At 50.7% G+C, this 12,513-nt stretch carries 11 protein-coding genes and 1 pseudogene; 4 read left to right on the forward strand and 8 right to left on the reverse strand.

The genetic code is table 11. The features are described 5' to 3' along the window. Positions 1 to 297: 297 nt before the first annotated feature. Both cobS and cobT read left to right on the forward strand, forming a co-directional pair. Complete coding sequence (cobS, locus tag ACSTTO_RS09365; protein WP_439273253.1) at positions 298 to 1,284, forward strand: cobaltochelatase subunit CobS; 987 nt, start codon at positions 298 to 300, stop codon at positions 1,282 to 1,284. A gap of 93 nt (positions 1,285 to 1,377) precedes the next feature. Further along, positions 1,378 to 3,261, forward strand: a complete 1,884-nt coding sequence (gene cobT / locus ACSTTO_RS09370) for a cobaltochelatase subunit CobT (protein ID WP_439272927.1) — start codon at positions 1,378 to 1,380, stop codon at positions 3,259 to 3,261. Between the two features lie 133 nt (positions 3,262 to 3,394). Here the strand turns inward: cobT and ACSTTO_RS09375 are convergent, their stop codons facing one another. Further along, the gene (locus ACSTTO_RS09375) at positions 3,395 to 4,051 is read right to left on the reverse strand and encodes a VUT family protein (protein ID WP_439272928.1); all 657 of its coding nucleotides are present in this window, start codon (positions 4,049 to 4,051) and stop codon (positions 3,395 to 3,397) included. 154 nt (positions 4,052 to 4,205) lie between these two features. Further along, complete coding sequence (rpmB, locus tag ACSTTO_RS09380) at positions 4,206 to 4,499, reverse strand: 50S ribosomal protein L28 (RefSeq protein ID WP_439272929.1); 294 nt, start codon at positions 4,497 to 4,499, stop codon at positions 4,206 to 4,208. 356 nt (positions 4,500 to 4,855) lie between these two features. On the opposite strand from rpmB, the gene ACSTTO_RS09385 reads away from it, so the two are divergent. Beyond that, the gene (locus ACSTTO_RS09385; protein ID WP_439272930.1) at positions 4,856 to 5,704 is read left to right on the forward strand and encodes a DUF3108 domain-containing protein; all 849 of its coding nucleotides are present in this window, start codon (positions 4,856 to 4,858) and stop codon (positions 5,702 to 5,704) included. Positions 5,705 to 5,711: 7 nt separating this feature from the next. Here ACSTTO_RS09385 and ACSTTO_RS09390 read toward each other — a convergent pair whose 3' ends face one another. From ACSTTO_RS09390 to dapF, 6 genes and pseudogenes are all read right to left on the reverse strand, one after another. Next, the gene (locus ACSTTO_RS09390; RefSeq protein ID WP_439272931.1) at positions 5,712 to 6,215 is read right to left on the reverse strand and encodes a hypothetical protein; all 504 of its coding nucleotides are present in this window, start codon (positions 6,213 to 6,215) and stop codon (positions 5,712 to 5,714) included. A 13-nt stretch (positions 6,216 to 6,228) separates the two neighbouring features. Then, a complete protein-coding gene (gene gloB / locus ACSTTO_RS09395; protein WP_439272932.1) occupies positions 6,229 to 6,993 on the reverse strand; it encodes a hydroxyacylglutathione hydrolase in 765 nt (254 codons plus the stop codon). A 14-nt stretch (positions 6,994 to 7,007) separates the two neighbouring features. Beyond that, positions 7,008 to 7,682 (reverse strand): septation protein A, encoded by a 675-nt coding sequence (locus tag ACSTTO_RS09400; protein ID WP_439272933.1) that lies wholly within the window; start codon positions 7,680 to 7,682, stop codon positions 7,008 to 7,010. Further along, positions 7,682 to 8,680, reverse strand: a pseudogene (gene ftsY / locus ACSTTO_RS09405) (signal recognition particle-docking protein FtsY); the annotation flags it as partial. The pseudogene ftsY and the gene ACSTTO_RS09400, both read right to left, overlap by 1 nt. Positions 8,681 to 9,141: 461 nt before the next feature. After that, positions 9,142 to 10,422 (reverse strand): tRNA (N(6)-L-threonylcarbamoyladenosine(37)-C(2))-methylthiotransferase MtaB, encoded by a 1,281-nt coding sequence (gene mtaB, locus ACSTTO_RS09410; protein ID WP_439272934.1) that lies wholly within the window; start codon positions 10,420 to 10,422, stop codon positions 9,142 to 9,144. 2 nt (positions 10,423 to 10,424) lie between these two features. Further along, positions 10,425 to 11,321 carry a diaminopimelate epimerase gene (gene dapF, locus ACSTTO_RS09415; RefSeq protein WP_439273254.1) on the reverse strand — a complete coding sequence of 299 codons (897 nt, stop codon included), beginning with the start codon at positions 11,319 to 11,321 and terminating at the stop codon, positions 10,425 to 10,427. 584 nt (positions 11,322 to 11,905) lie between these two features. Here dapF and ACSTTO_RS09420 point away from each other — a divergent pair. Beyond that, positions 11,906 to 12,448, forward strand: coding sequence for a protease inhibitor Inh/omp19 family protein (locus ACSTTO_RS09420; RefSeq protein ID WP_439272935.1), 543 nt, complete (start codon positions 11,906 to 11,908; stop codon positions 12,446 to 12,448). The last annotated feature ends 65 nt before the right edge of the window (positions 12,449 to 12,513 follow it).

The raw sequence follows: 12,513 nt of genomic DNA on the forward strand, positions 1-12,513 counted from the left end.
CAGTTAAATTACGGACAGAGCCGTCCGGAATTGTAAATGATGTGCCCAAATAAGTGATATGCGGCATTTCCTGATCATTCGGATGACGCAGGAAATGCTCCGGAGCAAAATACCGGCACAGTCATTTCAGCCATTTCAGGAAAAACCGGAACTGGCTGTATGAAAAAAACTGAGCCAAACATCCGGCCGGAACAGCTGACCGGAATACGCGAAAAGAAGGGGGGAACCGGTTGAGAAACAAAAACCCTTCAAAACTATGGTGACAAGGCAGCCTGCGAAGCTGCAAGAGGTGATATGATGAGCAAGGTTGATCTCGACATAAACAATATGCCGGACACAACTGTATCGGTGCGTGAAGTGTTCGGGATTGATTCCGATATGGTCGTGCCGGCATATAGCAAGAAAACCAGCCATGTGCCGGATACGGATCCGGATTATATTTTTGACCGTCAGACAACACTGGCCATTCTCGCAGGCTTTGCCTATAACCGCCGTGTTATGGTGTCCGGCTATCACGGCACCGGTAAATCCACCCATATTGAACAGGTCGCCGCCCGCCTGAACTGGCCATGTGTGCGTGTCAATCTTGACAGCCATGTTTCCCGTATTGATCTTGTTGGCAAGGATGCAATTGTTGTCAAGGACGGCATGCAGGTTACTGAGTTTAAAGACGGGATTTTGCCTTGGGCTTATCAGAACAATGTAGCCCTGGTTTTTGATGAATATGATGCCGGCCGTCCGGATGTAATGTTTGTTATCCAGCGCGTTCTGGAAACTTCCGGCCGCCTCACCCTTCTTGATCAGAGCCGCGTCATCAACCCCCATCCCGCATTCCGCCTGTTTGCCACAGCCAATACGGTTGGACTTGGTGATACAACCGGCCTTTATCACGGCACCCAGCAGATTAATCAGGCGCAGATGGATCGCTGGTCAATCGTTACCACACTCAACTATCTGCCCCATGATAATGAAGTTGACATTATTCTGGCCAAATCTCCTCATTATCAGAATGATGAAGGACGTGACATCGTCTCCAAAATGGTGCGTGTTGCCGATATGACCCGTCAGGCTTTCATCAATGGTGACCTGTCAACGGTTATGAGCCCGCGTACTGTGATTACATGGTCTGAAAATGCCAATATTTTTAAAGATATCGGCTTTGCATTCCGCTTAACCTTCCTCAACAAATGTGACGAGCTGGAACGCTCTATTGTGGCAGAGTTTTACCAGCGCGCTTTCGGGCAGGAATTGCCGGAATCCGCAGTTAATGTGGTTCTTGCATAATAACAAATATCAACGCCTCCATGCGCGGGGGCGTTCCGCTTATATTGCGAGAGCAATATCAAGGTTAAGTTTTTGATATAAGGCAGTTTAATCATGGCAGGCCCTGGCGATAACATACGTGAACGCCCACATGGTCCGGTCGATACCGAACCTTTCAAACGGGCGGTAACCGCCTGTGTGCGCGCCATTGCCGGCAGCAATGAGTTTGAAGTTGGCTTCAGCCATGATCGTCCGGCATTAACCGGCAATCATGCGCGCTTGCCGGATCTGCCCAAACGCCCGACAGCCGGCGATATTGCTGTTATCCGTGGGATCGGGGATTCTATGGCGCTGCGTCATGCCCGCCATGATCCGCGCATTCATGCACAGCTTGCCCCGCAAGGGAACCAGGCGCGCGCAATCTTTGATGCGGTTGAACAGGCACGCGTTGAAGCCATCGGATCATTGGCAATGGAAGGTGTTGCGGCCAATATTTCTTCCATGCTGGCAGATAAATACAGCCGCGCCAATTATTCTGCCATAACCTCACGCGATGATGCGCCGATAGAAGAAGCCATTTCTTTGCTGGTGCGTGAAAAGCTGACCGGCTACCGCCCGCCTGTACAGGCCGGCAATGTGGTTGAGCTGTGGCGCGACTGGATTGAGGAGAAAGCCGGCACACAGCTGGAAACACTTGGCGAAAGGCTGAACAGCCAGCAGGATTATGCGCGTTTGGTGCGCGATATGCTGGTGGCTCTGGATATGGCAGAAGAGCTTGCCGAACAATCAGATGATAATGATGAAGAGAATCAGCCGGAAGAACAGGCTGACAGCGAGGAATCGCAAGAAGGTGCATCCGAGGAGGATGCCGAAAACCAGACCGGTGACGGCGATAGTTCTGAAGACACCGGTGATGAGCGCGAACGCGGTGATCTGGAGGCTGAGGATGCAGCCTATGAAGATGCTGATGATGGCGAGGAAGACGAGGCGGAAACACCGGGCGAAGCCCGCCGCTCCAACCAGCCTTTTGCCGATTTTGACAAGCAGCATGATTATAAAGTGTTCACCCGCGAATTTGATGAGATCGTAGAGGCAACCGATCTTTGCGATGATGCGGAACTGGAACGTCTGCGCGGGTTTCTCGATAAACAACTGGCCAATTTGCAAGGTGTTGTCGGACGTCTTGCCAACCGCCTGCAGCGCCGGCTGATGGCGCAGCAAAACCGCTCATGGCTGTTTGATCTGGAAGAAGGACACCTGGACAGCGCGCGTCTTGTGCGCGTGGTCATTGATCCAACCCAGCCGCTTTCTTTCAAAATCGAACGCGACACCAATTTCCGCGATACGGTTGTCAGCCTGATTATTGATAATTCCGGCTCCATGCGCGGCCGCCCTATTACAGTGGCTGCAACTTGTGCCGATATTTTGGCGCGTACGCTGGAGCGTTGCGGTGTAAAGGTTGAGATTCTCGGTTTTACCACCAAAGCCTGGAAAGGCGGCCAGTCACGCGAAGCATGGCTGGATCGCGGCAAACCGGCGCAGCCCGGGCGCCTTAATGATCTGCGTCATATTATTTATAAAAGTGCGGATGCCCCATGGCGGCGTGCGCGGCGCAATCTTGGCCTGATGATGCGTGAAGGCCTGCTCAAGGAGAATATTGATGGGGAAGCATTGATGTGGGCGCATAACCGCCTGCTCGGCCGCCCTGAACAACGCAGAATTTTGATGGTCATTTCTGACGGCGCACCGGTTGATGATTCAACCCTGTCAGTCAATCCCGGCAATTATCTGGAGCGCCATTTGCGCGCGGTTATTGATGAGATTGAAAACCGTTCACCGGTCGAGCTGATCGCCATTGGTATCGGCCATGATGTGACCCGCTATTATCAGCGCGCTGTCACCATTGTTGACGCGGAAGAACTGGCCGGCGCCATGACAGAACAGCTCGCCTCGCTGTTTGATGATCAGGATCAGTCAAAATCACGCGGCAAACGCTGATCTTTTAAAAATTACGCACTAAACTGCCAGGTAATTTTTCATAGCAGTAATATAAAAAATAACAGGATCAGGGCATTTCAGCATTCTTGTTAAAACTGACAAGCCCTGATCCGGCCAGATTTAACCAAACAAATTATTTGGCCGTTTCAGCCCTGCCGGCATCATAAATTGACGGTGCAAACAGTGCCAGAATTGCCCCGTAAGGCACCAGCATCACCACACTCATCAACACCTTAATGCCAAAATCACCAAATGCCAGAGACAACCACAGCGGCATTGTGAGGCCAAACCATTGCACCTGATCTGTCATAGAGCTGTCAGCTAGGCCAAAAGCGGTATCCAATGCGCCGAATGGTGCGGCAAAGGCGAGCGAGAAAAACAATATCGTATCCAGCACCGAACCGCATAATGCCGCCGCTAAAGGCGCCTTCCACCAGCGCAAACGCCGCAACCGGCTGAAAACGATAATATCCAGCAATTGCGCAAACAAAAATGCGCTTCCTGAAGCCACAGCAAGGCGTGGGCTTGCAAGCCAGATCGACATGACCACACCCAGCGCAAAGCCGGCATAAACCACTTGGCGGGCGCGCTGCGGGCCAAAACGGCGATTGGTCAGATCATTGACAAGAAAGGCAAAAGGATAGGTGAATGCACCATAGGTGAGAATTTCCTGCAAACCCAGATAATGCACCGGATATTGCACAAGGATATTGGAAGCGGCAACAGCCGCACACATGGCCAGAACGGGAAAAATCAACGCTTTAAAAGCGGAATCAGAATGCATGGGCATTTTTTTATCCTGGGTTATGGAACCAGCAAAAAGGCCGGTAAACCGGCCCTTAGCAATCCGGGCAATTTCACCATAAAGCGATTGTCGCATTTATCTGGCTGAAATTGCATTAAACAAACAAGCGCGGCAGGCCGGCCTTGTGATTAATTGGCTATCAGGCAGCAGTTTCTGCCAGTTTCTTGGCAACCTGACGCTTTAGCAAACGTGCACGCTGTGACAATTCATTGTCAGAAGCTTTTACAAGGAATGCATCCAGACCGCCACGATGCTCAACAGAGCGCAGCGCATGTGCAGAAACACGCAGACGATAGCTCTGGCCCATAGCATCAGACATCAGGGTTACATTGCAAAGATTTGGCAAATAACGGCGACGCGACTTGTTATTCGCATGGCTTACATTATTGCCGTAGAGAACCGCTTTACCGGTCAGTTCACAAGCGCGGGACATTGGTCTCACCTTCAAAATTCTGTTTCAGGCCCCGGCACATATATCCGATATCGTCTTCGCTACAGACATTGCAAATATTAACCTTGCAGGACAAATATTAAAATTGCAGATGCCGCGGCGCGCAAGATCAGATAGCGCCCATTGGGAAAGTCGGGTTTCTATAGTGAACCCAGCCCCTTCCGTCAAGCCACTTTCAGCCTGCATTGCCGCCGATTACGGCAAATGACAGCAAATTGACAGTCCTTGACCCCATTTTGCCGCTTTTATCATAAAAATAGCGGGCATGAAAGCAAGTTAGCCATGGGCAGACAGCATAAAAGCCTAACAGCTATATGGGTGAGTCTCAGGAGAAAAGAATGCGGATTATCGGCAGGACCGGCATCAAACAGAAAAAATCCATGGCAAAATATTATGGATTTTGCACCCTGATCCTGAGCCTGTCCGCAATGCCGGCCAGCGCCATTGCCGCTGATTCCCGCTACCGCACGGAATACAGAATATCGGTTCTGGGTCTTACCATTGCCCGTTCTGAAATGGATACTGCGATCAACGACAAGAATTACACATTTTCCGGCAATTTTCACAGCTCCGGCATTGCCCGTATCTTTGACAAGACCAACGGCTCCATCACCATTAACGGACAAATGCGTCCGCAAGGCACAATTGCAGCTGTGCAGCCGGTTTCTTATGTCACCACCTATCGCAGCGGTAAAAAACACAAGCGTACCGCCATCAATTTTAAAAATGGCTCGGTCAGCAGCTATAATAACCAACCACCGGTTCATAAGGTTGATCCTTGGGAGGAACTGCGTGCGGCACATCTTAAATCGGTATTTGATCCGATCAGCGCCATGATTATTACCAGCCCTTCAGCCGATGCTGTATGCCGGCGCACTTTACAGGTATTTGACGGCCAGACACGGGCGCAAATCCACCTGACGCCTGCAGGCAGCGAAAAATTTGCCACACAGGGTTTTAACGGTACTGCGATCATCTGCAATGCCCGTTTTGTGCCGGTTGCCGGTTATGAGAAAGACAAAAAATCAATACGTTATCTGGCCGATAAAAGTAAAATCACCATCGGCTTTGCTTCCCTCAATACCGACAGGCAAGGTGCAGGCATTTACGCTCCGGTCAGCGCCAGTGTCGGCACGCAGATTGGCACGGTCAAAGTATATGCCACGCGTTTTGAACAAATAAAATAATTAAGATTTATTCGCCCAGCAATTTATGGATGCGCTCAAAATATTGCTTGCCAAAAGCAATATGTGCAGGGTTTATGCCTTTCAGCTCATCAACAATCTGCTCTTCATTTTCCGCCTCAACCGCACTCACACTGCTGACCAGCGCAAAATAGCCAAAAATATAATCCTGCGCTGTCAGCCCGTGCTTTTCAAGCACTGCCCTCACTTTTGGCTGGCGCTCAATTCTTGCAGCCAGTGCTTTGGGAGAATGATCGCCGGTGCCCGCATCATCATCACTGTCACCGGACATATCCATTCCGTTCAGCTCAATCTGCGCCGCTTCCATACGGCTGAGGAATTTTTCATCCAGCGGATAATTATTCACCTCATCCGGCACTTCCGGCTTTGCAACTTCAAAAAAGCTTTGCGCTGCCGCTTTATTTACTGTCAAAGCCAGAGCGTAAAAAGATGTAACGGCTAAAAAACAACCGGCTGTAAAGGCAAAAACCGGACGGCGGATCAGACAAACCATAATTATAACCTTATTAGAAATGATCCTTGCGTTTGCGCAATTCCGTGAAAATCTGCAGCGGGTCTGCATTTTCCATATTTAACCGTCTGGCAATAGCTGCATCATGCACCCGCAAAAACGGATTGGTTGCCATTTCAAGTCCTATGGTTGTCGGCAAGGTTGGCAAGCCTTCCGCCCGTAACCGTTCAATCTCGCGGCCACGTTCTTTCAAGGCCGGATTATTGCCATCCACATCCAGTGCAAACCGCAGATTACTCAGCGTATATTCATGCCCGCAATAAACCTGTGTATCCACAGGCAACAGGGCAAGCTTCTGCAAGGAGGCAAACATATCCGCCGGCGTACCCTCAAACAAGCGCCCGCAGCCAAGTGCAAACAAGGTATCGCCGGTAAAAACAACCCTGGCCTGCGGCAAATAATAACAAACCTCTCCTGCCGTATGGCCGGGCGTGGCAATGACCTGCACTTCAAAAGAGCCGAATGAAAACCGGTCACCATCCTTGACCCCATGATCCAGCGCCGGAATTTTTTCTGAAGACGGCCCTGTAATCCTGGCGCCGAATAAATGTTTAAGCGCCTCATTAGCCGCCACATGATCAAAATGATGATGCGTGGTAAAAATAAAATCCAGTTTCCAGCCACGACGTGCCAGAGCTGAACGAATTGCCAGTTCTTCCGGGGCATCAATCGCTGCTGTCAATCCGGTTTCAGGATCATGAATCAGCACGCCAAAATTATCTTCGCGGCAATAAAATTGCTCAATTTCCAAATGCGCCATTTATATGCCCCCTGTTATTTTTTATCTGCCGGTGCCGCACTATCTGCCGCTCCCCAGGGAATCAGGGAGTGTTTCTTGATCAATGGCAATTGCAGCATTGTAAAGATGATTGTAATCGGCATAACACCCCACACCTTAAACGCAACCCAGGCATCGGTTGAGAAATTGCGCCATACAATCTCATTAAGCCCCGCCAACACAAAGAAAAACAGCCCCCAGCGCAATGTCAGCTTGCGCCAGCCTTCTGCATCCAGTTTAAAAGCCTGGTCAAACACATAGCCAAGAAGCGCCTTGCCGAATAAAAGCCCCCCAAGCAGGATGCCGCCAAACAGGCAGTTAACAATGGTTGGTTTCATTTTTATGAAAGTATCATTGTGCAGCCACAAGGTCAGCGCACCAAAAACCAGCACTACAATTCCCGATACCAAAGGCATAACCGGCAGGCTGCGTGTCATAATCCAGGAAACAGCAAGCGCCAGCACTGTTGCTGCCATAAACAAGGCGGTAGCAATAAAAATCGGCTGGCCGATCTGTGCCAGAGCCGGCAAACGCTCTGCCAGCCACTCACCGCGCGAATTGGCAAAAAAGAACACCAGTAAAGGGCCAAGTTCCAATGCCAGCTTTAACAGCGGCGGCACTTCCCTGCGCTGCTGATCAGACGGATCGCGTTCAAAAATCGAATGGTTCATCACGCTTCTCCCGCAATTGCACTGGCAAAATCCTGTGCCGTAAACGGCTCAAGATCATCAATCTGCTCACCCACACCAATAAAATAGACCGGCAATTTATGTTTGGCCGCAATAGCGACCAGAATACCCCCGCGAGCGGAACCATCGAGTTTTGTCATCACCAACCCGTTCACACCGGCAATATTCTTGAAAATTTCAACCTGATTAAGCGCATTCTGCCCTGTAGTGGCATCAAGCGTTTGCAAAACGGTATGGGGCGCATCCGGATCATGTTTGCCAAGTACACGCACAATTTTTGCCAGTTCGTCCATCAATTCAGCTTTGTTTTGCAAACGCCCGGCCGTATCAATAATCAGCACATCACTGCCGGCATCCCTGGCCTTTTGCCATGCATCATAGGCAAGCCCTGCAGCATCTGCACCAAGTTTAGAGGATACAACCGGCGAGCCGGTACGCTCACCCCAGATATGTAACTGCTCAATTGCAGCGGCGCGGAATGTGTCACCGGCGGCCAGCATCACTTTCAGCCCGCCTGCGGTCAGTTTGGCCGCAAGCTTGCCAATAGTGGTGGTTTTGCCTGTGCCATTGACACCAACCACAAGTATGACATGCGGCTTATGGGACAAATCAAGTTCCAGCGGCTTTGCTACCGGCACCAGTACTTTTTCAATTTCACTGCGCATGATTTTGCGCACTTCATCGGTTGAAATATCCTTGCCATAACGCCCTGAAGCCAAATTATCAGTAATACGCATGGCAGTCTCCAGACCAAGATCGGCCTGAATCAGCACATCTTCCAGTTCCTGCAGCGTTTCTTCATCCAGCTTGCGCTTGGTGAAAATACTGCCGATTGAATCGCCAAGCTGCTGGGATGAGCGCGACAAGCCGCTGCGCAGCCGCTCAAACCACGACCGTTTTGGCTCTGCCGCCGGTTCTGCAACCGGTTCCGGCTCCTGTCTGACTTCAACAGCCTTGCTGACTGTCACTTTTACAGGTTTTGGCGCATCGGCAGAATTTGGCGCGGGAACAATGACCGGATCAGAGCTGATCATTGTTTCCGGCACCATCTCCGTATCAGAAGTTTCCGGCTCTGTTTCAGGATAAACCGGTGCAATTTCAATTGTGGCCGGATCAGCAATCACTGGCTCCTGAAGCAGATCCTCAACTTTTTCCAGTAAGGTTTCATGTGGCTCAGCGGCAACAGGCTGCGCGTCAGCCTCAACACCTTCCTGCTTTTTCGGCAGCAAGACCTCCTCAGACGGCTCAGAAGAGGCTTGCTCTTTTTGGCCGAAAGAAAAAATCTTTTTTATAAAACCCATAGCCATGAATATCGTGCTTCTTGATCTTGAATAACAATCAGAACATTCTCGGCCTAACCGCAATCAGAAAAAATGCTCTGTCTTTATATTTTTTACACCTGTTTATTCTTTTTAGGTGCTTTACCGGTTCCAAAACAGCCTTAGATATGACCGGCAGCCGCAAGCAGCTTGTCCTTATCATGGCCGGAGATTCTGGCTCTGACAATCTGCCCTGCTGTCAGCTTATCCGTATCCAGTCCTGCCAGGGTAAAACCTTCCGTTCGGCCAAGCCCGTCTCTTTCTATCAGAATATTCTGCACGGTGCCCTTGAGTTTATCCAGATGCAGGCGATAAGCCGCATCACCGGCTGCACGCAGACGCGCCGCCCGCTCTTTAATAACCTCACGGCGCAATTGCGGCATACGGGCGGCAGGCGTGCCTTCACGCGGGCTATAGGGAAACACATGCAAATGTGTCAGCCCGCATTCTTCAACAATGCGAATGGAGTTTTCAAACATTTCTTCTGTTTCGGTGGGAAAACCGGCAATAATATCCGCGCCAAAAACAATATCGGGGCGCAATGCGCGCACAGTTTCACAAAACCGGATGGAATCATCACGCAAATGACGGCGCTTCATGCGTTTTAAAATCATATTATCCCCCGATTGCAAGGAGAGATGCAAATGCGGCATCAGGCGGCTTTGTGTGGCCAGCGCATCCATCAAATCCTCATCGGCTTCAATCGAATCAATGGAGGAAAGGCGCAAACGCTGCAAATCCGGCACCTGATTGAGAACGGTTTTAACCAGTTTGCCAAGGCGTAAATTGCCTGGCAGATCAGGCCCGTAAGAGGTCATATCCACGCCGGTCAGCACCACTTCCGCATAGCCGTTATCCACCAAGCGTTTGACCTGCTCAACCACACCGCCCATCGGCACTGAGCGGGAATTGCCGCGACCATAGGGAATAATGCAAAATGTGCAACGGTGATCACAACCATTTTGCACCTGCACAAAGGCGCGGGCGCGCCCTTCAATGGCATCCACCATATGGCTGGCGGTTTCACGCACTTCCATAATGTCGTTAACGCGCACTTTTTCAAACTGGTTGACACCAAAATCCGGCAGCATGCGGTAAGAATTGGCTTTCAGCTTTTCTTCATTGCCAAGAACAAGGTCAACCTCATCCATTGCCGCAAAATCATCTGCACCGGTTTGTGCGGCACAACCGGTGACGATAATGCGCGCTTGCGGATTTTCACGGCGTGCCTTGCGGATTGCCTGACGTGCCTGACGCACCGCTTCCGCAGTGACTGCGCAGGTGTTGAAAATAATCGCACCGTCTTTAAGCGTGCCAAGGCCGGCTTCATCTGCCTCGCGTTTCATCACTTCAGATTCATAAGTGTTCAGCCGGCAGCCAAATGTTACAACCTCAACCGCCATTCTCAGGCACCTTCTGCTATTATGTCTTTTGTCCAGAGACCTGTTGCCGGATCAAACCGCCCTGAAAACTCCCATTCCGCAGGCCCTGTCATCAAAACATGATCATCCTCACGCCAGTCAATCTGCAAAACCCCGCCCGGAACAATCACACGGACATGTCGCCCTGTACGATGTGTTCGTGCGGCACAAACCGCACTCGCGCAGGCCGCCGAGCCGCAGGCGCGCGTCAAGCCCGCACCACGCTCCCATGTGCGGATGGTCAATTCATTCTCACCACTTAATTGTGCGATAGAAATATTGGCTTTTTCCGGAAAAACCGGATGATTTTCCAGCAAGGGGCCCGATTTATCCAACGCATAGGACCAGACATCCTGCTCCACCCAGAAAATCGCATGGGGATTGCCCATAGAGACCACAGAGGGGGAATGGAGTGACTGCGCAATATCCGCGCTCAAACCTGCTTCCATGCGCAATTCGATCATCCGCGTATCAGCAAACTCTTCTGCCAGCGGTATATCCCGCCAGTCAAAACGCGGTTTGCCCATATCCACGCAAATCAACCCATCCGGCAGTTCTTCAGCCTGCAGCAAACCGGCTGCGGTCTCAAAGATAAATTTTGTTTTGCCTGTTTGCATAGCCAGAGCCTGCACCACACAGCGTGTTCCGTTGCCACAGGCCTGCGCTTCACTGCCATCGCAATTGATGATGCGGATATAATAATCCGTATCGGCGGTTTCGGGGTCATGAATTGCCATAATCTGGTCAAAACCGGTTTGCGCATCAGCATTAAGCGCAAGTGCAGCTTGCGGCGTAATCCGGTCAGACCGGCCGCGCATATCCGCAACAATAATTTGGTTGCCAAGGCCGTTCATCTTGGCAAAAGCTGCATTGGCTGACATAGATACCGACATAAGTTTCACGATTTTCAAACCTGTTCCGCCAGAAGGCATTTTGCCTGTCTGCAGCGCAACAAAGCCAAATTTCAGTCCGGATGCGTGAAAAACAAGACAGCATCCACAAAAATTGCCTTAAACCGGCTCGCAACAGGTTTAAAGGCTTAAAATATATTATATGGCGGAACTTGAGCAAAATTGCCAGTATTTGCGCTCATATTTCAAAAAGGCACAACACATTAATTGCGCATGCCAAGCCCAGGGCACAGGGCACAGGGCACAGCCTTTAGCACAATAATATGATAAATTTTTAATATAATAAAATTTACGCAGCAATTGCAGATCATGCCTTGGCCGGAATATAAAATATGTTAATCCTTTTATATAGAATATGCGCAAATTGCACAGACAGCCGGAATTTTTAATCTGAATAGTCAGAAAAATCACATATTCTGCCTGTTTGCTTTTTGCTCAATGATTCCTTTTGAATACAAAATGGTCTAAGCTGCGCCATATTGTGCTTTAAGATTCACCTTATGCGGGATTGCCGCCGTGATTCCGTATTAAATACACGACCTAAGGAGATGGGTATGGGAGTTTCTAAGATTGGCCTGCTCGGACTTGCAGCTGCCACCATTCTCGCCGGCTGCCAGAGTTCGCGCTTTGATACAATGGCCGGCAACACTCCCCCGAATGCGCAACGCCCCGCGCGCGCCGCACCCTTGCGCCCTGCACCAACCACCGCGGTGCAATCCGCCACACTCAATGATGTGAATGCAGCACAATATCCGGCAAATCCCGGTGATATGAACACGGGCACACAGGTTGCCAGCCTGCCGCCTTCATCATCGGTTGATCTGACACCGGGCAAGGTTGCCGGTGTATGGAGTGCAAGCCTTGCTGGTCAGAATTGTAAAGTGGCAACGCCGCAGACCAAATTTGGTCAGGGTTACAGGGCAGGTCCGCTGCGTTGCCCGGGTGAACTTGCCAACCTGTCCTCATGGGCGGTTAACGGCAAGCAGCTGGTGCTTTATGATGCCAATGGCGGCACAATTGCCTCGCTCTATTCATCCGCCGACGGCCGTTTCGATGGTCAGACTTCAGGCGGCCAGCCAATCAGCCTGTCACGTTAAGAGGCTGTAACTCTATTTGAAGAAAAGCTGCGGAACATTCCGCAGCTTTTCCTATGTCAGAGGTT

It is taken from the genome of Pseudochrobactrum albidum (assembly GCF_051851455.1).
Taxonomy (GTDB): Bacteria; Pseudomonadota; Alphaproteobacteria; order Rhizobiales; family Rhizobiaceae; genus Pseudochrobactrum.